Raw genomic sequence first — 25613 nt, 5'->3', positions numbered from 1 at the left:
GGAGAAAATATAGTATATCTAATAGTAGTAGGAGGGCTTATCCTTTTAATTATATGTGCAAAACTTGATATGAACTTTTTAGGATGCTTGTCAATAATGACTATTGGATTTTTTTGGGATTTATTATTATGATGAAAAGTATTTTGGTTCAGAGGAAATATAGAATTAATTATATTTAGATTCTTATAGGGGCCTTCTTTCCTTTTATAAAAGTTGAAAAATACGTAGCAAAGGAAGAAAAGTATGATTGCAACTGGAACTCAAAAAAAAGCAAAAACGTTATTAGCAAATTTATTGAAAGCACGCTTCCCTTTTTTATATATCCAAACTTGGGAAGAGGACCGTGTATTATCGGTTATACGCTCTGTTGCCCAGGATGTGGAATTAATTAAAACTCCCAGAGAAGTTTTAACATGGAGAATGACAACAGGTATTATTGATGGACAAGGCAGTTCAAAGGATGAATGTAAGGCACCATTAAAAGCGTTAGAGTTTATTGAAAAATACGATAAACCGTGTATTGTTGTGTTACAGGATTTCCATGTGTATTTTGGTGGTCAAGGGAAACTACCTGATTTTCAAGTCATTCGTAAATTACGAGATATGTTAATCAATATTAAACAAAGTCGAAATCCGAAAAATATTATTTTTACATCACCGTTTTTAAACTTACCAGGGGACTTACAAAAGGATATTACAATCGTTGATTTTGATTTACCCACGTTTGATGAAATAAGATCTGTGCTCGATGAAATGATTAATGTAAATGAACAAAGTGGTCGAATCCAGATTTCTTTAACTGGTGAAGAAAAAGAACGTCTTGCGAAAGCTGCGATGGGGTTAACACTATCAGAAGCGGAAAATGCATTTGCACGTGCAATGGTTGAGGATGGTCGACTGGATATTCATGACGTAGATGTTATTTTAGAAGAAAAAGAGCAAATTATTAAAAAAACTGGAATTCTAGAATTTATTACTAGTGAGTTAAAGATGGAAGATGTCGGTGGTTTAGAGAACCTAAAGCGTTGGCTTGCTAAGAGAAATAACTCGTGGCTTGACTCAGCAAGAAAATATGGCTTACCTGCACCAAAAGGGGTACTTATTACTGGTGTTCCTGGGTGTGGGAAAAGTATGATAAGTAAATCTATTAGCTCAATGTGGCAACTACCACTTTTACGATTGGATATGGGAAAAATTTTTAGCGGTATTGTTGGTAGTAGTGAAGAAAACATGAGAAAAGCTATTAAAACAGCTGAAGCTATTTCTCCTTCTATTTTATGGATTGATGAAATTGAAAAAGGGTTTAGTGGCATTTCAAATGGTGGGGATAGTGGAACATCCTCGCGTATTTTCGGCCAATTTTTAACATGGATGCAAGAAAAAACAAGTCCTGTATTTGTTATTGCAACGGCAAATAATATTTCAGGATTACCACCTGAGCTAATGCGAAAAGGGCGTTTTGATGAAATCTTCTTTGTTGATCTACCAACAAAACGTGAAAGAAAAGAAATATTAAAGGTTCATATTAAAAAACGTCTAAAGGATCCTGAAGTGGTTGGTGGGTTCCAGTTAACTGAAGAAGTATTAGAAAACTTAGCTGCAAAATGTGAAGGATTTGTTGGGGCAGAGATCGAACAGCTTGTGATTGATGGCCTGTTTGAAGCATATGCAGAAAGTCGTTCTATTCGTTTGGACGATTTTGAAAAGGCAATAATTAACACAGTTCCATTATCTGTAACCCAAGCAGAACAGATAAGAAGCGTTAGAGATTGGGCAAATGTTCGTGCTGTGACTGCGACTCCACAGGAAGACCGTGAAGACTACGCAAAGGACAGTGTGGCTATAACAATAGGTCCGGGTTCTGAAAGCAATGATATTGGTGAAGATGTTCGTTTTAATCGTGGTGGTAGAACGATAGATTTTTAAGGAGTTTCTTCTAGATAAAGACAGAAAATATTTAGGGTGTAAAGTTAGTATCAAGTAAAGATGACTCTATTAGCCAAATAGTTTTAAAGATTAAGCAGAGCCAATTTAGGTTTCTGCTTTTATGTATTGGCTAGTCAATCTTATAGTTGGAAAATGAAAGTAAATAAAAAATAGCTTTAATGAGTGACAGGGGAGTGTGTTTTGCATATTCTCCGCCCCAAAAATAGTGTCTTAAACCTTATCGGCAAAAGAGGAAGAGGCACTTTTCTATGTTTAAAAAACCATTTTAAATGGAAAATAGTGATAGGAGGGTTGCAGATGAAAATTTTAATTATCGGCGGTGATGCAGCAGGAATGAGTGCTGCTATGCAAATTGTACGGAATAGCAAAGGACACGAAATTACAGTTCTTGAAAAAGGTGGAGTATATTCCTATGGACAATGTGGTCTTCCTTATGTGATCAGTGGGAAGATTGATTCAACTGAAAGGCTCATTGCCCGTACGCAAGAGACTTTTCGTGACAAATACGGAATCGATGCACGTATTTTTCATGAGGTGCTTCAGGTTGATTCGGAAAATAAAATGGTGAGTGGGTTAGATCATTCAAATGGACAATCATTTAGCTTGTCTTATGACCGTCTTCTTATTGCTACTGGAGTAAGTCCGGTGGTCCCGGATTGGGAGGGGGCTAGTCTTTCGGGTATTTTCTCGTTGAAGACCATCCCTGATGCAAAGAAAATAATCGATTATATGCAGAGAGACATTAAGAACGTTACGGTTATTGGTGGTGGATACATAGGTCTCGAAATGGCTGAGAGTTTTGCGGAATTAGGTAAAAAGGTGACAATGATTGAAAGGAATGAGCAATTAGCAAAAATTTTTGATCATGATATGGCTAAGCTTATCCATGGAGAAGCTGAGAAACAAAACATTATTCTCAAAATGGGGGAATCTGTTGAAGCATTCGCTGGGAATGACCATGTTGAATTTATTAAAACCGACAAAGGAGAGTATGAAACAGACCTTGTACTGATTGCTATTGGAGTTAGACCAAATACTACTTTTTTAGAAGGTACTGGAATCATAAAAAATGTAAATGGTGCTATTCAAGTAAATGCCTATATGCAAACAAGTATAAAAGATATTTATGCTGCTGGAGATTGTGCAACACAATATCATCGTATTAAAGAAAAGGATGATCATATTCCTTTAGGTACACACGCAAATAAACAGGGTCAGATAGCTGGATTAAACATAGTCAATATTCATAAAACATTTAAAGGTGTAGTAGGAACGTCGATTATTAAATTTTTCAATTTAACACTTGGTCGGACAGGCTTGTCAGAAACGGAGGCAAAGCTGTTAAACATCCCTTGTCAATCAGTAACAATTCAATCTTCTGATATTGCTGGCTATTATCCAAATAATAAAAAGTTGACCTTAAAATTAATTTATCATAAAGAAACTTATAAGATTCTAGGTGGACAAATTATTGGTGGGAATGGAGTAGATAAACGCATTGATGTGTTAGCAACTGCTCTATTTAACTCAATGACTACCGACCAATTGCTTGACTTAGATTTGGCTTATGCCCCACCATATAATGGCGTATGGGATCCGATTCAACAAGCTGCTAGAAGGGTAAAATAGTATAGGTTATCATAAAATAATGAACAGGAGAGTTCAAAAGCCCTTTCAAATTTGATTAGAAGGATCGATCAATCGAATTAGTTGTTCAGCTAATGAATTCATTCTTTATAACCCCTAATATTTCGACAGGTATCTACAAATTTCGAGCATTTGCAGCCACTTTTTAAATAGTACTGGAACCAGTAATACAAAGCCTTTCCATTTGGAGAGGCATTTTTTATTTTAAAATTAAATAAGAAATAGGAATAATTTCAAAAATTTACAGAAAAAAATTCGACAGTTATCTACAAAATACGGGTGGTGACAGGCACAGCACTTTAAAGTATTATTATAAGAAAAATATTAATTTGAATATTAAAATTTTATATAAATCGAATAAGTATTGAAACAAAACTGATAGGTAAAGACGGAGGTCATATGAAATTTAAAACAAAGCTCTATGCGAGCATAGGATCATTACTTTTATTAATTTCAATTATCGTTGTCATTTTAATGAATTTGCTTCAACAATCAACAGTGAATATGCAAGTGGTTGTTAATGAATTGTATGACAGAATTGATATGGCCTCTGATATTAAGTACGAGACCTCTAATATTGGTAGGGAATTAAGAGAGATTACGAGTAATCAATCAGCTGAAAACAAGCAAGCTGCAACAAATGCATGGGAAGAGTCGCATATAAATATGCAGTTGGCAATTGAGTCACTTGAAAAGAAGGACACTCAAGAAAAGTCTCAGGAACTAATTGCTAAGTTTAAAACATTGCATAAGTCCTATCAAAATATGGCACAACAAGTCATGACAACTCAAAATATAGATAGTGAAGTTGATATTCAACCTTCACTGTGGAATGAAGCTGAGCTTACTAGACAAAGAATGCTGCAAATTGCAGACCTTCTCCATGGCTTACAGGAACAAGAAATGAAAAATGAGCTCCTAAGGTCGAGAGAAACCTACAATTGGGCGGTCACCATTATTTATATATATTTAGCCATTTCCTTGACTATTGGAATTGGATTCACAATATGGATTATTAGTCGTATGACAAAAAATCTTAACAATGTAACATCGGTCATGAAACGTGTTTCTACTAGTGATTTCGGTCGGTTGCCACGAATTGAGATTTTTTCTAAAGATGAAATAGGTGAAATCGCTATCGCGTTTAACAAAATGGCAAAGGCACTAGAAGAGCATAGCAAGCTTGAGAAGCAATTAATAGACCAAGCAGAAGAACATAGCTGGCTAAAAACAAAGATTGCTGAAATAGCGACAATGTATCCAGAAGTTGAAAATATTCAAATGCTAGCGGAATTGTTAATTGCTAAGCTTGTCCCGATGGTGGGTGCTAGTTTCGGAGTTTTCTATATAAAGGAAGTCGAAGAGAGTGAGCAATATTTAAAGAAGCTATCAGCATATGCCTTTTCTGATGAAAATAAAGAATTTGAGCGTTTTAGAATTGGAGAAGGACTAATTGGGCAATGTGCGGCTGAAAAACGTCCAATCTTACTTAACCAGATCCCTGATAATTACATAAAAGTCCGTTCAGGTATGGGAGTAGGCTCACCAAAAAATATCATTATTTTACCTGTTCAATTCGAAGATGATGTACTTGCAGTAATTGAAATTGCATCCTTTGAACCATTTAATCCTTCTCAAGTAAAGCTTCTTGAGGAAGTGAATAGCAATATTGGTATTACAATCAATAGTATTTCAAACCGTATGAAGGCAGAAAGATTATTACAAGAGTCCCAAGCTTTAACGGAAGAACTTCAAGCACAATCTGAAGAGTTACAGCTGCAGCAAGAGGAATTAAGGACAACAAACGAAAAACTAGAAGAGCAATATGAGACCTCAGAACAAAAGAAAAAAGAGGTAGAAAAGGTGAGAGAGGCACTTGAAGAAAAAGCTCAGCAACTAGAGCTAAGCTCTCAATATAAATCTGAGTTTCTAGCAAATATGTCCCATGAGCTTAGAACACCACTTAATAGTTTATTAATATTGGCGCAAATCCTCTCTGAGAATGGACAAGGCAATCTTACAGCAAAACAAGAAGAATATATCCGTACGATTTACTCCTCTGGAAATGATTTGCTCCATTTAATAAACGATATATTAGATTTGGCGAAAGTGGAGTCAGGTAAATTAGAGGTTATCCCTAAAGAAGTAGAGTTTCAAAATGTGAGAGATTTTATTACTAGTCAATTCACTCCAATTGCTCGTCAAAAAAATGTTCAGTTTTCTGTTGAATTGGAGGCAGGTTTGCCAGAGAGTTTCTATACAGATGAACAACGGTTACAGCAAGTGTTAAAAAATCTCCTTTCAAATGCCTTTAAATTTACTGAAAGTGGAAGTGTGTCCCTAGTTATTAATAAAGTAGTAAAAGAAGGCAATGGAAAACACCTATTAGAGGGAGATAAACAGGTGAAACCTATGCTAGCCTTCTCTGTTATCGATACAGGAATTGGTATAGATAATGATAAACAAGAAACAATATTCGATGCCTTTAAGCAGGCAGATGGAACGACAAGTCGTCAATATGGTGGTACTGGATTAGGTCTCTCTATTAGTAGAGAATACGCTCAATTATTAGGTGGGTTTATAGAGGTAACGAGTAAGAAAGGAACAGGAAGTACCTTTACATTATATTTGCCCCACTTCGAACAAAGCGGCAAAATTGATGAGGAAGTTACTTTAAAAGAAGCAGCAGTAGGACTTGAAATTGAGAATTATCAACTAAACTTAGCTACCAAAGTTAATGCAGAAGTTACGATGAAGCAACATGGCAAGTCTTTGTTAAAAGATAAGAAAATTCTTATCGTTGATGATGATATTCGAAATGTTTATGCCTTAACAATTGCCCTTGAGAAGTATGAAATGGATATTATTGTTGCAGAAAATGGTCGTGAAGGCATTGATGTGCTGCAGGCCAATCCTGATACCGATTTGGTCCTAATGGACATTATGATGCCTGAGATAGATGGGTTTGAAGCAATGAGAAGAATTCGCAAAATCCCAGAATTTGAAACAATTCCAATCATAGCTCTTACAGCAAAAGCAATGAAGCATAGTCGAGAAGAATGCCTAAATGCTGGTGCAACAGACTATATTAGTAAGCCGATTAATTTAGATCAGTTATTCTCTCTCATGCAAGTATGGTTGTATAGTAAGGAGGGGTAGAAAATTACAAACGAATTTAAAATACACAATCATAATAAAGCAGAAGTAGAAGAGGTTGAGAAAATTGAAATAGATTTACTTCTAGAGGCCGTTTTTCGCTACTATGGATATGACTTTAGAAATTATGCTACTCCTTTCATTCAACGAAGAATCTGTCATCGTGTTAATAAGGAGAATTTAACTAGTATATCTGCTTTACAGGAAAAGGTTTTACGCGAGCCTATCGTTATGGAAAGCCTAATTTCTGATTTTTCAATAAACGTTACCGAGATGTTCCGAGATCCCGAATTTTTTAAATCTTTTCGGACAAAAGTTATCCCATTAGTAAAAGACTTTCCAGATATCCGTATTTGGCATGTTGGCTGCTCTTCTGGAGAGGAAGTTTATTCAATGGCTATTCTTTTGCATGAAGAAGGGATTTACGAAAAAACGAGAATTTTTGCCACTGATATAAATGCAAGTATTTTAGAAAAGGCAAAGAAAGGTACGTTTCCATTAGATGGAATGCAACGTTATACCAAAAATTATTTTGAAGCAGGCGGGAATAGGTCCTTTTCAGAATATTATAAGGCAGTGGATGATAAGGTATTTTTTCATCCCTTTCTTCAAAAAAATGTTGTATTTGCACAGCATAATTTAGTAACAGATCATTCATTTAACGAGTTTGATATTATTATTTGTCGCAATGTCCTAATCTATTTTAATAAGTGTCTTCAAAATGATGTCCATAAGCTATTTTACGATAGCCTAAGCTTATCTGGTTTTCTTGGACTAGGTAAAAGAGAGGGGATAAAGTTTACAAGTTATGAAAACTGTTACGGAGAATTTGATGCATCGGAAAAACTCTATCGCAAAATTAAATAATACACCTGCAAAAAAGGTTAATATTTTAATGGTGGATGATCATCCAGAAAATCTATTAGCATTGGAAGCTGTACTCATATCTCCAAACTATCACTTAGTCAGTGCCAACTCAGGAAAAGACGCTTTAAAGTGTATGCTTAAACATGATTTTGCTGTTATTTTACTTGACGTACAAATGCCTGGGCTAAATGGTTTTGAAACAGCTAAACTTATTAAAGCTAGAGAAAAAACCAGACATATCCCGATTATTTTTATAACGGCGATTAGTCAAGATATGGAAAATGTTCATCAAGGCTATTCTGTAGGTGCGATTGATTATATTTTTAAGCCATTTCATCCAGAAACGCTTAAACAGAAAATTGAACAATTTGTGAAAATTCACCAAAAGCATGAGGAGAATATTATTCAAAGTGACTTAGAACGTAATGTCGAACTTAATGAAGTTAATAAAAAACTTGATCGAACAACTTTGAATTTACGTCGCACGGAAGCATTAGCAAAGGTTATTGGTGAAACCTTAATGGACACCATTGTGACCTTTGATGAACAAGGCTTTATTTTATCGGTTAACCCAGCTGTAAAAACCATGTTCGGCTATGAAGCTGAGGAAATAATCGGTAAACATATTGTGATGCTATTTCTAAAGATGAAGGATGACAATGAAAATAAATCAACATTCTCTATCTTTTCCTCCATAAAAAAAGCTGTAGGAAAGGTGATTGAGTCAGTTTCATTGCGAAAGGATGAAAGTTACTTTCCTGCCGATATTCAAATTGGAGAAACGACAGTAGAAGATCAACAGATTTTTGTTTGTACAATTCGTGATGTCACCGAAAGAAAGCAAATAGAGGAAGTTAAAAAGCAAAAGCTACATAATATGGAGCATATAGTCGAAGAACGAACCTTTGAGCTTTTAAAGGCTAACGAGAAGCTTCAAAAAGAGATAGAAGAACGAAATAAGATAGCGGATCATCTATATCTTTCTCAAGAAAGGTTTAGAAAAATCTTTGAATCTAGTCCTTGTTTAATGGCGATTTTTTCACTTAAAGATAGAATGTTTATTGACATAAATACAAGCTGGGTGAACATTATAGGATACAGTTATGATGAGTTGGTAAACAAAAGTATTAATATACAACATTTCACCGATGAATCAGATGGCAGCTATATCGATCTCAACCAGACCATTCGTAATAAGAAAATTAGCTACAAAACGAAAAATGGTGAGATTCGGGCAGGATTATTGTCAACAGAAATGATAGACATTCACCCAGAGCCATGCACCCTTATTGTTTTGACAGATATTACGGAAAGGGTTCATTTGGAGAAGGAAATGTATCGATTAGATCGTTTGAATTTAATTGGTGAGATGGCAGCAGGAATTGCCCATGAAATTCGAAATCCTATGACAACGGTTCACGGTTTTTTACAAGTTACTAGGAATGACCGTGATAATTTACCTGTAGAAATTGTTGATTTAATGCTAGAAGAATTAAATAGAGCGAACTCAATCATTACCGAATTCCTTAATTTAGCTAAGAATAAGGTTAGCGTTAAGATGAAGCATAATTTAAATAACATCATTGAAGCTTTATCACCATTGATCCAAGCAGAAGCATTGCGTTCAAGTAAGCATATATTTCTTGATTTAGGTAAATGCCCTGATATTTACCTTGACCAAAAGGAGATTCGTCAGCTTATTTTAAATATTGCACTAAATGGGCTTGATGCAATGTCATCAGGTGGGAAACTTACGATAAAAACGTATGTAGAAGAACAAGCAGTCATTTTGGAAATAAAAGATCAAGGAGCAGGTATCAGCCCTGAGGTGCTAGAGAAAATCGGAACACCTTTCTTTACTACGAAGGAGAAGGGAACTGGATTGGGGCTAGCTATCTGCTATAGTGTAGCGGAACGTCACCATGCTGACATTGATATCGAAACTGGAAACAAGGGAACAATTTTCTCGATTCGTTTTAACATAAATCATTATTAAAATAACTTATTGAGTAGTTGTAAGAAGGTGAATAGACTGAACCTTCGCAAATTTATTAGACTTACTTATCTTTCGACTTGAATCTATACAGAGAGGGGAGGATGTTGTGTTAAAAAAAAGCAAATTACTTTTGCTTATTGTCTTTGTCTTTTCTGCCATTATTATAGGATTTATCACGAAATCATTTGCAGACGAAAAGCCAAAAGTAGTCGTTGTTTTAAAGGATTTAAATTCTCAGTATTGGGAAATTGTTAATGCTGGGGTTAATAAAGGGTTTCAAGACTTTGGTATGGATGGTAAAGTACTTGCACCTCGAGTCGGGACAGTTGAGGAACAGAACGAAATATTAGAACAGGTACTTAAAGAAAAGCCAGATGTATTAGTTGTTTCGCCAATTATACCATCCGAGACCATACCAATATTAGAAAAATTTGTAAAAATTAACATTCCTGTATTACTGTTAGATACAGATGATCCGTGGGCACAAAAAACAACTTATGTTGGTACTAATAACTTTGAACTAGGTGAAAAAGCAGGATCATTATTAGCATCCCACCTCCAGCCTGGAGATGAAGTGGCGCTTATTGGTGGCGATCTAACCAGCCCTGTATCAGGTGATCGAATGATGGGAGCTAAACGTACTTTAGAAGATGCTGGGATTATAGTTGCGGGACAAGTTACTGAATTATCCAATGATTCTGAACCAATTAGAAATGCAATGACAACAATTTTAAAGAATCACCCTAACATTAAAGGTGTGATGGCTTCAAATGACGTGATGGCACTAGAGGTTATAGATGTTATAAAAGAGCATGGGATTAACATGCCGGTTACAGGAGCAGATGGAATTACCGAAATGCTTGAATTAATTGAAGAAGGAACAATACCAGGTACGGTAGCGCAAAATCCATATGATATGGGTTACTTAAGTATTGAAAATGCATTAAAAGTGTCAGAGGGAGAAAAAGTTGAGAAAAATATTGATAGTGGTGTAGATATCATTATTAAAGGGAATGCGGAAGGTAGACTGGAATTTCTTAATAAGTTGTTGAAGTGATATACCTTAAGTAACAATGCAAAATTAAAGAATCCTTGCCCGATGGCAAGGATTCTTACTTTTTATAAAAAGGTATGACTCATCAAGCAAAGGGTCAGACCCTTTTAAGTCATTCTCCTACTGTCTAACGACGATGTTGAACAAGGTCAATGGCTCCTAATACAACGTGAGCTAAACCAAAAACAGAGAATCTATCCCTCATTCCACTAAACCCAAGATCTAAATTGAGTACAGAATAAATGTACTGTAAAATTAAAACAAATGACATTATAAAATGAAGGTGTTTTAAATGAAAAAATTAATCGTAGTAGGGGCAGGGATTCTCGGTGCATCTACCGCTTATCACCTTGCAAAGGCAGGGGCTGATGTTACATTGGTTGATCGTCATGATCAAGGTCAGGCTACAGATGCAGCAGCAGGGATTGTTTGTCCATGGCTTTCACAACGTCGCAATAAAGCATGGTATCAGCTAGTGAAGGGTGGAGCAAGGTATTATCCTGAATTGATTAAACAATTAGAAGAAGATGGTGAAAAAGAAACAGGGTATAAGCGTGTTGGTGCTATTAGCCTCCATACGGATGAGGAAAAGCTAAAAAAGATGGCTGAACGTGCACAAAAACGACGTGAGGATGCACCAGAGATTGGTGAAATTACGATATTATCGCCAGCTGAGACAAAAAAGCTATTTCCTCCACTTTCTGAGGAATATGGGTCTGTTCATGTGAGTGGAGGAGCACGTGTAAACGGACGAGCTATCCGTAAAGCTTTAGTAAATGCTGCTATAAAAAACGGTGCTGAATTTCTCCAAGGGGATGCGAGCCTTACACATAAAGGTCATCGCGTCAGTGGAATCAAACTGAATGAAAAGGTTTTAAAGGCTGACCAGGTTATAGTAACTGCTGGAGCATGGTCAAAGGAATTAATCGAGCCACTAGGTATCCAATTTTTAGTGACCGCTCAGAAAGCGCAGATTGTTCACCTTGAAATTCAGGGTATGGATACGAGTCATTGGCCAGTTGTAATGCCACCAAATGACCAATATATTTTATCGTTTGAAGATGGTCGAGTTGTTGTCGGTGCAACACATGAGGATGAGGTTGGACTAGACTACAGAGTAACAGCTAGTGGACTAAATGAAATCTTTGGAAAGGCCTTAGCAGTTGCACCAGGTTTAGCGAATTGTACGATGCTTGAAACAAGAGTAGGTTTTCGGCCGTTTACTCCTGGTTTCCTTCCTGTCATAGGTGCTTTACCGAATTACGAAGGGCTCTTATTGGCCAATGGTTTAGGTGCCTCGGGGTTAACAAGTGGTCCATATTTAGGATCAGAGCTTGCAAAACTTGCACTAAGGGAGAAGACAGAGATTGATGTTTCTCTCTATGATGTAGCTGGATCTCTTGGAAATTAGTGTTAGGTAAATATGCCTGGCACTTATTTTTTGAAATATTGAGTTAATTATAGCAAATATTGCTATAATTAACTCAAATTCAGCTAGATTAATAGAATAGGATGGACGAATGTGAAAAATACTCAATTTTATTATGTAGGCCTTATCCTCGTGGCCATAATCTGGGGTGTTAATTTCGGAATATCTAGATTTGCAATGGAAGTGTTTTCTCCTGAGGTGTTTGTTTTTCTTAGATTTGGTTTAGCGCTACCGATTTTGTTTGGAGTATTGAAATGGATAGAGGGGAGTGTGAAAGTAGAAAAAAGCGATCTGCTAAAGTTGGCAATTATCGGTTTCTTTGGGGTAACTGTTTTAGAAATATTAGTGATGTACTCAATAAAGTTTACGACACTTGCAAACGCTTCATTATTAAATGTTGCACCATGGCCAATCTTTGCGGCTCTTTTTGCACCACTTTTTACAAAGGAAGTGATGACACCTAGATTAGCGATTGGTGGATTTGTAGCATTAATCGGGGTGTTTCTTATTATTTTAGGTGGTAAGGATGGATTTGATTTTAGCTCTCAATATATGTTGGGGAATATACTTGCACTGTTGATTAGCTTAATAGGAGCAGTGTTTAATTTAGCATGTATGCCTTTAATGAAAAAGTATTCACCTTTACGTGTATCGGCATGGTATATATTATTTGGTTCATTACTCTTATTTCCAGTAACTTTGGGAGGGTGGCAAACCATTCAGTGGAATGATTTTACAATAGGTGTTTGGGGGGCAATTGCCTACAACGTCATACTATGTACTGTCGCAGCATTTGTTATTTGGAATCTATCAATGAATAAGGTAGGTGCAGCAAAATCAAATTTTTACAGATATTTTGTACCTGCTGCAGCGGCGGTAACTGGTGCACTCTTTTTTAATGAAGAAATATTGATTACACAATTAATTGGTGGCATTGTCATCATTTTCGGTCTTGCATGGATTGCGTTGGAGAGAAAGCAAATTACAACAGAGGTAAGTGGCTAGAATGAAGGGAAGCGGCATTTGAATGCTGCTTCCCTTCATTCGTTAATCACTAGTTGCATAATCCCGATGTTCTAACTAGATATTGATTCTAGCCATATGCTTGTAAATCTCTATAGGGCAAAAACCATAACTTTAACAGTAAATATACTAAGTTGATAAAGAAAATACAAACAAAATCCAACAAGTGTAAAAAACACTAAAAAAGTAACAGGTAATATATTTTTCATTTTAGTAACCTCACAATCTCTTAAGTATAAAAAACATTATTACCATTTTTATAGAGTATATACATTGAAAAAGTGAGTGAGAAAGATAATAGTTCATTCTTCAGCGAGATTATTGCCAACAAGACAAGCGAATGTACTTAATCAAGATGAAAAGGCAAACCTTTATTATGGGATAAAATCGATTCTGGATAGAGGGAATAAGCTTGGAGGATACATGGATGTACCTTTATATCATGGTGATCAGTTAACAGGTCAATACAGAGATAATTGCCATGTCTATGATAGGGAGGGGAAGTCGTGTCATCGCTGTGGAGCTCTGATTATAAAAGATGAAATTTCATCTCGAAAATCTTTTTACTGTCAGCAGTGTCAAAAGTAAACTACAGAATGCTGATGTCAGTATTTATTACATAGGTATCAGACAAGAAGTGCGGTTGGATAAAAAAACATGTTACATAACCTGACGTGAATGCTTACAAGTACTTTTGGATGCTGTATTGTAAAAGTATCAAAAGTAAAGGGGCTGTCAAAATGAAAAATTCAAAGGTAGGATTCCTAACATTTATTGTTTTAACAGTGAAAATTGCATTTACTTACTAAGGGAATCATTTATTAGAAATTCGCTATTAGGGCTTTAACGATTTTTAGCTTTATTATAAAAGGTATGCTATAGAAAAAATCACACTCTTTAAAAATTAGAGTGTGATTTTTTAGTTTCTTATGAATAGTCTCTGTTAAACTTAGTTGTTGATTTCCGCTGCAGGCGTTCGCTTTCTGCAGGCGGTTCGGGAGCCTCCTCGGTGCTTTGCACCTGTGTGAGTCTCCCTTGGACTCGCACTCCAGCAGGAGTCTCACGTATACGTTGCAATCAACAAAGTGCCAAAATCAACAGTGAGCTTTAACAGAGCATATCAATAAAAACCTTTCATTGATGTGCAAAGTTGTAAAATGGATTAATATCTGAGAGGTGCTTAGGATGAATTCAAATGCTGTGTATGGTGTTCAAAAGCTATAAGTATGTCAGAAAGTAGAAGTTGTAACATCATAAAAGGAATGCGGAGAAAATGCAAAAAGTATCCTTCCTACTTTAAAATTTCCTTCACCCTTCCAACCTGTCCATCTTCTAGCCTTACCTTAATACCATGAGGATGAAAACTCGAATTAGTAAGAATATCTTTTACAATGCCCTCAGTTAAAGTACCAGTTCTTTGATTTTGTTTTAAAACAATTTTGACAGGTATTCCCGCTGAGATATTTTTTCGTTCTTGACCGTTCAATGATCTGCCTCTTTTCCTGTTTTACTTTTGTGAATTGTATCTTTATAGAGTAGCCTAAACTCTCATAGGTGTAAACTAGATGAATCAATTTCTTTTATTTGATGGAAATCAAAAATTATTTATTGAACTTCTATGCTGCCTATTATATAATCATCTTAAAGTTAGTTAACCGCTTAACTGGAGGCAATATGAACCAAAAAATAACGATACGAGATGTAGCAAAACATGCTGGAGTTTCATCTGCAACAGTATCCTATGTGCTAAATGGAGTAAATAAGGTATCTGAAGAGACAAAAGAAAGAGTTCTTTTAGCTATAGAAGAGCTAAACTATCAACCTGATTTTACTGCAATTAGCTTATCCAAAAGAAAGTCAAAGATGCTAGGCGTCATTATGCCCTTGGTAAATGATTCATTATCACCAATTTTCAAAGAAAATCACTACTTTAGTGAACTGCTCAGCGGGGTAGAATATGTATGTCGTAAAAACGGCTATGATTTTCTAATCTCTGGTATCTCAAAGCCAGAGGAATGCAAAAACTGGGTTATGAAACGAAATTTAGATGCACTTCTTGTATTTGGAAGGTTTCCTCTTAAAGTATATGAAGAAATGAAAACGCTATCCACACCTCTAGTGTTTGTCGATTCGTTTGAAAAATATGCAAATTTTTATCATAATATCCGAATAGACGACGAGCATGGAGGATATTTAGGAACGAAGCATTTAATAGAATTAGGGCATAGGGATATTAGTTTTGTTCCGAATGGGAGACTGGATAATAATGTCGATGGACAGCGCTTCCAAGGATATAAACGAGCATTGTCTGAGGCAAATATTGAATTTAAATCAAGCATGATCATCGAAGGAAAAGCCAATTCTTTTGAAAATGGCTATAGAATAGGAACAGAAATTGCCAAAAACCAACAGATGACGGCAATATTTACGTCATCAGATATTACTGCACTAGGAATAATGAAATCGCTTAATGATTTTGGTAAAAGAATACCAAAGGATATTTCGATTGTCGGTTTTGATGACTTGATGATTAGTAGATATTCATCGCCAAGTTTAACGACCATACGTCAAGATGTTTTTCGAAAAGGAGCGGTTTCAGCAGAAACTGCAATTGATGCTATTGAAAATAAGGATATTCAACCAACACAGATTATGCTGCCTGTTGAACTTGTTGTTCGAGACTCTACGACAAATATTTAAGGAGGTGAGTTCATCTAATCACGTTGTAAAATTATCAGTTGTTAACCGGTTCACTTATGAATGTAAACACGATATATAAAAATAATAGATTAGGGTGAAAACTATGACAAGAGTAACAGTATGGAATGAAAATAGACATGAACAGAAAAATCCTGTAGTAAGTGAGATTTATCCAAACGGAATTCATGGAGCGATTGCGGAATTTTTACAGACAGATAACGTTGAAGTAAGAACAGCTACACTTGATGAACCAGAACATGGACTTACAGAAGAAGTGCTACAAAATACAGATGTACTAGTTTGGTGGGGACATCTTGCACACCATGAAGTTCAAGATGAAATTGTAAAAAAAGTACAGCAACGCGTACTTGAGGGAATGGGTCTTATTGTTCTTCATTCAGGCCATTTTTCAAAAATCTTCAAAGTGTTAATGGGAACAAGCTGTGATTTAAAATGGCGTGAAGCAGATGAAAAAGAACGCCTATGGGTTGTTGACCCAAGTCACCCAATTGCAGAAGGTATTGGGGAATACATTGAGCTTGAAAAAGAAGAAATGTATGGAGAACACTTTGATATCCCAGCACCAGACGAGTTGGTTTTTACTAGCTGGTTTGAAGGTGGAGAAATTTTCCGTAGTGGATGTACGTTCAAACGTGGAAACGGTAAGATATTTTATTTCCGACCAGGTCATGAAACATATCCAACCTATCACAATGAACAAGTACAACAGGTAATCAAAAATGCGGTGAAATATGTAAAACCAGCAGATCGTAAACGCCCTGTTTATGGAAATGCACAGCCATTAGAAACAATTTCAGCAAAATAAAGAATTGAACAGGATTTTTAAAATTTATATAGAAAATGGAAGGGGAGGAATGGAGCAAAGGGCTCCATCTACTCTCCACAAAAACGGGAGGAAAATAAAATGGCTAAATTAAAAATCGGTGTTATTGGATGTGGAAGTATTGCGCAATATCGTCATTTACCTGAGTATGCTTTCAATAATGAGGTTGAGCTAGTTGCGGTATGTGATATTGTTGAGGATCGTGTGAAGGAAGTTGCTGAAAAATATAATGCAAAAGCATTTACAGACTATAAAGAACTAATACAAAGTGGAGAAGTCGATGCCATAAGTGTGTGTACACCAAACTATTTACATGCGCCGATCTCAATTGAAGGGTTAAATAATGGCCTCCATGTTTTATGTGAGAAGCCAATGGCTACTTCTCAAGAAGAAGCAGATGCGATGATTGAAGCGGCGAACAAAAGTGGTAAAAAACTAATGATTGCTCACAATCAACGTTTTGTACGTTCACACCAGCTTGCTCGTCAATTAATTGAAAGCGGTACAATTGGGAAAATTTATAGCTTCAGAACAGCATTTGGACACCCTGGACCAGAAGGTTGGAGCATTGATGGGAAAGAAAGCTGGTTCTTCGAAAAAGAAAAAGCATATATCGGTGCAATGGGTGACTTAGGTGTCCATAAAACAGATTTACTCCGCTATTTACTTGGAGAAGAGATTGTTGAGGTTGGTGCATTTATTGAAACAACTGCAAAGGACTTTGCTGATGTAGATGATACTGCGGTATGTGCATTAAAAACAGAAAGCGGGATCATCGGTACACTCGCTGCTAGCTGGTCATATACAGCAAAAGAAGATAATTCAACAATTATTTACGGTGAAAAGGCAATTATCCGTTTAGAAGATAACCCAGCATATTCACTTGTTGTTCAATATACTAATGGTGAAGTTGTTAACTATGAGCTTGGCAAAATTCAATCAAATGCTGAAGGCGGTCAAAACACAACACATGTGATTGATAACTTTGTGGCATCTATTGTTGATAACACAGAGCCATTAATTAATGGTGAAGAAGGTATGAAATCATTAGCAGTTATTCTTGCAGCAATTAAATCGAACGAAACGAAAACAATCGCAAAAGTATTTGAGTGATTACGATGAGTAAATTACGAATTGGAATCATTGGGGTTGGAGGCATTGCACAGGGACGTCACATACCAGCCTTTCAAACACTTAATGAAGACTGTGAAATTACAGCAGTCAGTGATGTAAATAAAGAAAGAGCACAGGAAGTTGCTGCTAAGTATAATATTGAAAACGTGTATGAAGATTATCGTGATATGTTTCAAAAAGTAGACGCTGTTTGTATTTGCACACCGAATAAGTTTCATGCAGAGATTACGATTGCTGCATTAGAAGCTGGTGTGAACGTTCTTTGTGAAAAACCGATGGCGCTTACTTCAGAAGAATGTGAGGAAATGCTAGAGGCATCAAAGCGTTCAAATAAAGTCCTAGCGATTGCCTATCACTACCGATTTATGAAGAACTCTCAAGCGGCAAAACAAATGATGCAAGAGGTAGGAACACCACTTGTAACAAGAGTACAAGCATTGAGACGTCGAAAGGTACCGGGCTGGGGTGTGTTTACGAATAAATCCCTTCAAGGTGGAGGTAGCTTAATTGATTACGGCTGTCATTTGCTAGACTTAGCTATTTGGTTAATGGGTAGTCCGAAACATATTTCTGTAAATGGTAGTACCTATAATGTATTAAGTAAAACTCCTAATAGTGTTAATCAATGGGGAACATTTGACCATGAAACATTTGATGTAGACGACCATGTTACCGCCTATATTAAGTTTGAAAATGGAGCATCACTTTTACTCGAAACCTCTTGGGCAGCTAATATTTTAGATGACCAAGAGCACGTGAGTATTTCTGGTGTTGAAGGTGGATTGAGTGTGTTTCCACTGGAACTTTATACAGCAAAAAATGGCATGCTTATGAATAGTCAAGCAGCCTGGGTACCTGGTGAAGAAGATCCTGGTCTTGCCCAAGCTAAAAACTTCATTGATACTTGTCTTGGAAAAGCTGAACTTGTGGTCAAGCCAGAGGAAGCGTTACAGGTATCACAAATTATCGATCAAATTTATAAATCTGCTGAAGTGACAAAATAAAGGAGGAAATACCATGAAATTAGGTGTATTTACAGTTCTTTTTAATGATAAATCTTTTGAAGACATGCTAGATAGAGTGAAGGCTTCTGGACTACATGCAGTAGAGATCGGCACAGGCGGATATCCAGGGAATACACATTGTGATTTAGATACTCTATTAGAGAGTGAAGAAAAGCGTAATGAATATTTAGCAAAGATACAAGAACGCGACTTAATCATTAGTGCATTTAGCTGTCATGGAAATCCTGTTTCTCCGGATAAAGAATTAGCACAAGATCACCATGAAACATTATTAAAAACAATTAAACTAGCTTCTTTATTAAATGTTCCTGTTGTTAACACATTCTCAGGTACACCTGGAGACAATGAAGATGCGAAATATCCGAACTGGCCTGTTACACCATGGCCAAATGAATATGGCGATGTATTAAAATGGCAATGGGAAGAAAAATTAATCCCTTATTGGAAAGAAGTTGGCCAATATGCACAGGAGCATAATGTGAAAATTGGTTTAGAATTACACGGTGGATTTTTAGTTCACACTCCATATACATTGCTTAAACTCCGCGCTGAAACATGTGATGCGATCGGAGCTAACTTAGACCCAAGTCATCTTTGGTGGCAAGGAATTGACCCAGTTGCAGCGATTAAAATTTTAGGCAAAGAAAATGCAATTCACCACTTCCATGCAAAAGATACATATATCGATCAAGACAATGTGAATATGTATGGATTGACAGATATGCAGCCATATGGAGAAGTTCAAACAAGAGCTTGGACATTTAGATCTGTTGGATGTGGCCATAGCCTAACTGAGTGGAATGATATCATGAGTGCACTTCGCACATATAACTATGATTATGTTGTGAGCATTGAGCACGAAGATCCAATCATGTCAATTGATGAAGGCTTTGAACGTGCTGTTACAAATCTTAAAACTGTATTAATTAATGAAACGCCATCACAAATGTGGTGGGTGTAAGCTAAAACTACCCCTCTTGATAACAAGAGGGGTTTTATTTTTCTAGCAAAAATGGGTATGATGGAATAGTTGGAAAGGGGTCATATCCCTAAATAAAAGAATGATTGGGTGAATAAATGGCTAAGGCAATAAACTTACAGGTGAAATCAGATTTTGTAAAGTATTTCAAATCAGGTTATCCACTTATAAATAAGGATGCAATTAAAAATGGTGAAGCATTAAAAGTAGAAGGAATAATTGTAGATCTTTTTGATGAGAAAAATCAATTTCTTGCAAAAGGATATTATGGAAAGCAAAACAAAGGAAGAGGTTGGGTTCTAACAAGAAATAAGCAGGAAGAAATAAATCAAGTTTTTTTTCAAGGGAAAATAAAACAGGCTCTGGATTATAGAGAAACTCTTTTTGAAGATCCTGAAACAACTGCATTTCGAGTTTTTAATGGTGAAGGCGATGGAATTGGTGGCTTAACCATTGATTATTATGATGGCTATTTTGTAATGAGCTGGTATAGTGAGGGGATTTATCGTTTTAAAGACTATGTGATTGAGGCGCTGACAAACCTAGTGAGCTTTAAGGGGTTATATGAAAAGAAACGATTTGATGATAAAGGTACATATATAGAAGATGATGATTTTGTAGCAGGAGAGAGGGCTAATTTTCCCCTTATTGTGAAGCAAAATGGAATTCATTTTGCGACTTATTTAAATGATGGTGCGATGGTTGGGGTCTTTCTTGATCAAAGAGATGTGCGTAAAACGATTCGAGATAAATATTCAGAGGGTAAGCATGTGCTAAATACATTCTCATATACAGGTGCTTTTTCTGTTGCAGCAGCGTTAGGTGGGGCATCAAAATCAACGAGTGTTGATCTAGCAAATCGCAGCAAACCTAAGACGATTGAACAGTTTAGTGTAAATGGAATAGACCATGAGGCACACGATATTATTGTTGAAGATGTCTTTAATTACTTTAAATATGCCGTAAGAAAGCAATTAACATTTGATATGGTCATTCTCGATCCACCAAGCTTTGCGCGTTCAAAAAAACATACGTTTAGTGCAGGTAAGGATTATCCGGATTTATTAAAGCAAGCGATAGCTATTACAGAAAAAAATGGAATCATTGTTGCTTCCTCCAACTGTAGCACATTTGGAATGAGTAAATTTAAAGGATTTATTGAAAAGGCTTTTAAAGCGTCTGGGGAGACATACAAAATCCTTGAGGAATTTAGCCTTCCTAATGACTTTAAGACAATAAAGGAATTTAAAGAGGGTAACTATCTCAAAGTGGCGATTATTAAAAAACAGTCATAAAAAAGTAATGCCTCTGTCGGGTTTCAAACCCGTACTCACATATATTAAGGATAGGCTAGGGGAGTAAACGCGCTTTCCTAAGAAATTATATCTGCCTTAGATAATACAAAGATTGCTGTCACATTTCACATCCTAGAGTATTAGGTATAAATGTGTCAGCTATTTTTTTCAAATCCAACAAGAGTAAATCTTTTTATTTATGGCTGTTTTCGCAAACTTTGTTGCTATTAACCAAGTAAAGCGGTGTGGTTGATTTCCGCTCCAATCAACCTGAATTAGTTTTTGTTTTAAAAGCAACAATCTCTTAGAAAAGAGCCTTATTTATTTACTCAGTTAAAGCTCACTGTTGATTCTGGCACTTTGTTGATTGGAACATACGTGAGACACCTAAAGGGAGTGAAAGTCCAAGGGAGAACCCACAGGTGCAAAGCGCCAAGAAGCCTAGAAAGATAGAATACTAGTAAAAGCAGAAGTGAATGGTGAAAAAATCGGGTGTAGGTTTCAGGGGAAATATCAAAAATTTTGGATATTGAGGTCTATTTTCTAAAAAAACTAGTAAATAATTTGTCAGTGTTTTCTGTTTATTTGCAGAATGATAATTATTTCTGGGGAAATATGCCGAAATATTGTTTTGAGGTGAATAAATGAAAATTGGTTTAGTTCGACATTTAAAGGTTATGAAAGGTTATCCAAGCGCTAGTTTAACTCAAGAAATGCTATTTCAATGGATACAGGAATATGATTCTTCAGATATAGAAGGTAAAGAAGTCAATTTGAAAGGGCCGACATGGGATAGATGTTTTTCAAGTGACTTGTATAGAGCCGAGAAAACAGCAAGGCAGATCTTTAAAGGTGACATAGAAATAATGAAGGAATTGAGAGAAATACCTATTTATCCATTATTTAAACGAAATGTGAAAATGCCATTTCCTTTATGGATGCTTTTAATAAGACTCGCATGGATGGTGAATCATAAATCGCAACAGGAAAAGAAAGTTGATGTATTAAGTCGAATTGAATATGTTGTAAAAAAGGCAATAGAAAATGAAGATGAGAATATCCTAATTGTTAGTCATGGTGCATTAATGATATATATTCAGAAATACCTTGTTAAAAATGGTTTTAGAGGTCCTAAAATTACTAGGGCAAAAAATGGCGTTCTTTATCTTTTTGAGAAATCGTGAGGTTCTAAAATCATACATAGATTTTGTTGCGTTATAGAATCCCTTTGCTTTTATTGCTATTTAGCTGTACTATAATGGTTGACTTTTATTCTGTTTATCCCATCCTTAACGGGCAGTGAAGCTCCCAGCACCTAAAAGGGTGACCAATAGTTAAAAATCGGTTTTGCTAGAGCAAGCAAATTATAAAATAACGAGAAGACTACATGATTTTTATTAGTAGTTTATCATCGTGAAGATAACGAATTTTGTTAGGTAAAGGAGATAGCTTTTCATGACACAAGCGAATTTTTTAACGGATATAAAACCATTCCTTCAAACGAATTGGGACAAGGCAAATTTTCAAGAGCCAACTGCGGTTCAAATAAAAACAATTCCCCTCATTTTAGAAGGGAAGGATGTTATTGCTGAATCTCCAACTGGGACAGGAAAAACACTAGCATATGTATTACCATTGTTAAATAATATTGATGCAAAAAAGAAGAATGCGCAAATCGTGATTCTTGCCCCATCAAGAGAACTTGTTATGCAAATCTTTGATGAAATTAAAAAGTGGTCTGAAGGTAGCGGATTAACAAGTGCTTCTTTTATTGGTGGTGCAAATATTAAACGACAAGTTGAGAAGCTAAAGAAAAGCCCCCAAGTAGTTGTCGGAACGCCAGGAAGAATTCATGAATTGATTAAATTGAAAAAGTTAAAAATGCATGAAGTGAAAACAATTGTATTAGATGAGGGGGATCAGCTACTCACTCCTGAACATAAAAATACAATGAAAGATATTATTAAAACAACGTTGAATGAACGGCAAGTAGTCTTGTTTTCAGCTACCTTAAATGAAAGCACAGAATCAAAGGCAAGAGATCTTATGAAAAGTAATCCTGAGATCATAAAAGTTGGCTTAGAAGAAGTGCCTGTAGGTGATGTTGAGCATGTGTATCTTGTATGTGAGCAGAGAGAAAAGATAACCATTTTAGAAAGATTAGCCAAAACAGTTCGAATGAAAGCATTAGGTTTTGTAAAAGATATTGGCAGTCTAGATGTTCTCGCTGAAAAATTAGAATTTAAGGGAGTTGACTTACACCTCCTGCATAGTGATACGAAAAAAGAAGAGAGAGAAGCGGCTTTAAAAAGCTTAAGAACAGATACACAAGGACTTCTTCTTGCAACAGATGTAGCTGCAAGAGGCTTAGATATCGTTGGCCTTTCTCATGTAATCCATTTTGATCTTCCAACTAGTGCATCACAGTATGTTCATCGTTCAGGAAGAACAGGGAGACAAGGTGCTTCCGGAACAGTTGTATCAATTGTAACAGAACGAGAAGTAAGAGAATTGAAGAAATTGGCAAATGAGCTAAGTATAACGCTTAAAAAGAACAGATTATATAAAGGTGAATTAGTTGAAGCATAGGCTTGAGGGGTCTGATACATTTTGTCAGACCTTCAAGCTTTTTTATCGTCTAGGAAATTATAAAATTCTTGTACTGTGGATAAGCGCTTGGCATCCAGCTCCAGCGCCTAGCCCCTCGAGGTCATAAGCCACTTAAGAATTGAAGGTAAAGAACACCTTCTATGCTTAAGCGTCTTATTTGCCCGAGGCTGTTCAAGGCGCTTGTGCTTTTGTTCTTGTTAAAAATTCATGAACTGTGGAAAATGCTTCGGGGTCCCGCTCCAGCGCCATGAGACTAGTGTTCTTTACTAAACAAAGGCTTGTGCTTTAGTTTGGGTAATGAAGTAAAACACGCCACTCTATATGAGTAGCGTGCTTTCTTGTAACATGGTGTAAGTTCTAAGTTGTAATAATACTTTATGTCGCTTTGATGATAGTTATACATGATATTTTTAAGAACTAATCATCTAATTCCATTCTTATATATTTTCGTGTATTCGGTCCATAAATACCATCGTCAGCTAGTGCTTTATACATAGATTGAAATCTTTTTACGGCATCTTCCGTATTTGGTCCATAGATGCCATCGATTGATCCGGGATTAAAATTTATTTGTTTTAAAGCTCTTTGAATTTGTTTGACTGCGTTTCCTTGATCTCCACGGCGATAAACACCTGATGGTAATGGGAAATCTGAGGCAGATACTCTTTGATGATTAACTTCTTGTAGTCGATTTAAAGTAACAGGTCCAACCAAACCATCCACAGACAAATTATTATCTTTTTGAAATTTCATAACAGCATTCTCAGTTTCTTCTCCGAATTTTCCATCTGCTCCAAATCGGGGAAGTCTGTATCCAGCTTTAATTAATTCTTGTTGAATATCACGAACAAAGGGACCAGAATCTCCTTCGCTAATTGGTAATGAAACAGTTGTACCTTTAACTACTGAAGCAGGTGGCTTAGATGTCTGTGGTTTTGAAGGTGCTGATGGTGCAGCAGGAGCTAATGGAGTTGCTCCGTTGAAGTTCCGAAGAGCTTCAGCAACATCATCGATAAACATAGACCAGGAAATTCCGTGTGTTCTTAATATATTTATTGGATCTGTTCTTCTTGAGGGATCTAAAGTTGCGTGTGCAACAATATCAGAGTTCGGATTTAGATTAAATCTGTCACATAGATATGCGTGATACCAAACATAGCGATTGTAGGCTTGTTGAAAATTAATTTTTCCACCGTGACACAATTCTACTCCAATGGCAGCATCGTTTGAATTAGCACCATATCGACTATTGTCACCTGTTACATTTGAACGAACATGCCAAGCTTTCTCGCTTAAAGGAATTATTTCAAGTATATATTTATCATCTATAAAGGTGTGTGCTGATGCGGAAGGTTGCTGATTATCGAAATAGTTGCGATTACCATAGGCTGTAGAGCCTGGATTTCCAGTATCATGACTGACAATAAAGCGTACAGTCCCAATGCGTTGTCCAGACCGAGAATTACCAGTACGAATATAATCTCGAGTGATCTCGTATGCCAACTAATAAACACCCCTGTCATTTAATGATAGTACAAACCAATACGTTATAGTTTATGAAAAAGGAGTATTAATTGTGAAAAAAGTAAACAATGTGAAAAGTTATTAACACTATCCACAGCCTATTAGGTTAGGATGATTATGCAAAGGGGATAAAAGTGTGGATAAAGTGAAAACGATTACTGGAGATATTAACAAGTTATTAACAATATTCACAATTTTTAAATAAACTTATCCACATTTCTCGAAATGGTTATCCACATAATAAAAAGGAGTGGGTTATTTAAACTGGCACCCGTGTCAAGGACACAAGAAAAAAAGAGTCACGCAACTAGAAGATGATTCCTATATTGGTTAGGGGTCATCTTTTTTAAATTCCATTGATAACGGTAATTGTTATAGTAAAC

20 protein-coding genes and 1 pseudogene are annotated in these 25613 nt (G+C 36.0%); 17 read left to right on the top strand and 4 right to left on the bottom strand.

What is annotated here, in order from left to right; all coding sequences use genetic code 11:
* Window positions 1-243 precede the first annotated feature (243 nt).
* The 9 genes from I7822_RS27770 (at window position 244) to I7822_RS30525 (ending at window position 13707) form a co-directional block, all read left to right on the top strand.
* Entirely contained in the window at window positions 244-1926 is a 1683-nt protein-coding gene (locus I7822_RS27770; protein WP_207982274.1) for a Ycf46 family AAA ATPase, read from the top strand.
* A 318-nt stretch (window positions 1927-2244) separates the two neighbouring features.
* Window positions 2245-3576 (top strand): CoA-disulfide reductase, encoded by a 1332-nt coding sequence (locus I7822_RS27765; protein ID WP_207982273.1) that lies wholly within the window; start codon window positions 2245-2247, stop codon window positions 3574-3576.
* A 417-nt stretch (window positions 3577-3993) separates the two neighbouring features.
* Window positions 3994-6753 carry a response regulator gene (locus I7822_RS27760; RefSeq protein WP_207982272.1) on the top strand — a complete coding sequence of 920 codons (2760 nt, stop codon included), beginning with the start codon at window positions 3994-3996 and terminating at the stop codon, window positions 6751-6753.
* 21 nt (window positions 6754-6774) lie between these two features.
* Complete coding sequence (locus tag I7822_RS27755; protein WP_372442253.1) at window positions 6775-7617, top strand: CheR family methyltransferase; 843 nt, start codon at window positions 6775-6777, stop codon at window positions 7615-7617.
* Window positions 7583-9613, top strand: coding sequence for a PAS domain S-box protein (locus I7822_RS27750; RefSeq protein ID WP_207982271.1), 2031 nt, complete (start codon window positions 7583-7585; stop codon window positions 9611-9613). The genes I7822_RS27755 and I7822_RS27750 overlap by 35 nt, the downstream gene beginning before the upstream one ends.
* A gap of 106 nt (window positions 9614-9719) precedes the next feature.
* Complete coding sequence (locus tag I7822_RS27745) at window positions 9720-10670, top strand: sugar ABC transporter substrate-binding protein (RefSeq protein ID WP_207982270.1); 951 nt, start codon at window positions 9720-9722, stop codon at window positions 10668-10670.
* A 289-nt stretch (window positions 10671-10959) separates the two neighbouring features.
* Window positions 10960-12078 (top strand): NAD(P)/FAD-dependent oxidoreductase, encoded by a 1119-nt coding sequence (locus I7822_RS27740; RefSeq protein WP_207982269.1) that lies wholly within the window; start codon window positions 10960-10962, stop codon window positions 12076-12078.
* Between the two features lie 111 nt (window positions 12079-12189).
* Window positions 12190-13101, top strand: coding sequence for a DMT family transporter (locus I7822_RS30530; protein WP_307847910.1), 912 nt, complete (start codon window positions 12190-12192; stop codon window positions 13099-13101).
* Between the two features lie 303 nt (window positions 13102-13404).
* A complete protein-coding gene (locus I7822_RS30525; protein ID WP_207982268.1) occupies window positions 13405-13707 on the top strand; it encodes a zinc finger domain-containing protein in 303 nt (100 codons plus the stop codon).
* Window positions 13708-14410: 703 nt separating this feature from the next.
* Here the strand turns inward: I7822_RS30525 and I7822_RS27725 are convergent.
* Window positions 14411-14605 (bottom strand): YwbE family protein, encoded by a 195-nt coding sequence (locus I7822_RS27725; RefSeq protein WP_207982267.1) that lies wholly within the window; start codon window positions 14603-14605, stop codon window positions 14411-14413.
* Between the two features lie 188 nt (window positions 14606-14793).
* Between I7822_RS27725 and I7822_RS27720 the strand changes: the two genes are divergently transcribed.
* The 8 genes from I7822_RS27720 (at window position 14794) to I7822_RS27685 (ending at window position 23685) form a co-directional block, all read left to right on the top strand.
* Window positions 14794-15819 (top strand): LacI family DNA-binding transcriptional regulator, encoded by a 1026-nt coding sequence (locus I7822_RS27720; protein ID WP_207982266.1) that lies wholly within the window; start codon window positions 14794-14796, stop codon window positions 15817-15819.
* 103 nt (window positions 15820-15922) lie between these two features.
* On the top strand, window positions 15923-16645 hold the full coding sequence (locus tag I7822_RS27715; protein ID WP_207982265.1) for a ThuA domain-containing protein: 723 nt from the start codon (window positions 15923-15925) through the stop codon (window positions 16643-16645).
* Between the two features lie 99 nt (window positions 16646-16744).
* Entirely contained in the window at window positions 16745-17776 is a 1032-nt protein-coding gene (locus tag I7822_RS27710; protein ID WP_207982264.1) for a Gfo/Idh/MocA family protein, read from the top strand.
* Window positions 17777-17781: 5 nt separating this feature from the next.
* Window positions 17782-18801, top strand: a complete 1020-nt coding sequence (locus tag I7822_RS27705) for a Gfo/Idh/MocA family protein (protein WP_207982263.1) — start codon at window positions 17782-17784, stop codon at window positions 18799-18801.
* 13 nt (window positions 18802-18814) lie between these two features.
* Window positions 18815-19783 carry a sugar phosphate isomerase/epimerase family protein gene (locus I7822_RS27700; protein WP_207982262.1) on the top strand — a complete coding sequence of 323 codons (969 nt, stop codon included), beginning with the start codon at window positions 18815-18817 and terminating at the stop codon, window positions 19781-19783.
* A 116-nt stretch (window positions 19784-19899) separates the two neighbouring features.
* Window positions 19900-21096, top strand: coding sequence for a class I SAM-dependent rRNA methyltransferase (locus tag I7822_RS27695; protein ID WP_207982261.1), 1197 nt, complete (start codon window positions 19900-19902; stop codon window positions 21094-21096).
* A 644-nt stretch (window positions 21097-21740) separates the two neighbouring features.
* Complete coding sequence (locus I7822_RS27690) at window positions 21741-22280, top strand: histidine phosphatase family protein (RefSeq protein ID WP_207982260.1); 540 nt, start codon at window positions 21741-21743, stop codon at window positions 22278-22280.
* Window positions 22281-22551: 271 nt separating this feature from the next.
* Window positions 22552-23685, top strand: a complete 1134-nt coding sequence (locus I7822_RS27685) for a DEAD/DEAH box helicase (protein WP_207982259.1) — start codon at window positions 22552-22554, stop codon at window positions 23683-23685.
* A gap of 438 nt (window positions 23686-24123) precedes the next feature.
* Here the strand turns inward: I7822_RS27685 and I7822_RS30085 are convergent, their stop codons facing one another.
* The 3 genes and pseudogenes from I7822_RS30085 to I7822_RS27675 form a co-directional block, all read right to left on the bottom strand.
* Window positions 24124-24726 carry a peptidoglycan-binding domain-containing protein gene (locus I7822_RS30085; protein WP_243459726.1) on the bottom strand — a complete coding sequence of 201 codons (603 nt, stop codon included), beginning with the start codon at window positions 24724-24726 and terminating at the stop codon, window positions 24124-24126.
* A pseudogene (locus I7822_RS30080) lies at window positions 24709-25209 on the bottom strand (peptidoglycan recognition protein family protein); the annotation flags it as partial. The pseudogene I7822_RS30080 and the gene I7822_RS30085, both read right to left, overlap by 18 nt.
* A 320-nt stretch (window positions 25210-25529) precedes the next feature.
* The coding region (locus I7822_RS27675; RefSeq protein WP_207981230.1) for an IS3 family transposase at window positions 25530-25613 on the bottom strand (84 nt) is incomplete at its 5' end.

It is taken from the genome of Metabacillus bambusae (genome assembly GCF_017497975.1).
In the GTDB taxonomy this organism is placed as follows: Bacteria; Bacillota; Bacilli; order Bacillales; family Bacillaceae; genus Metabacillus; species Metabacillus bambusae.
Note: the sequence above shows the minus strand (reverse complement) of the source record. Positions and strands in the feature narration are given on the sequence as shown.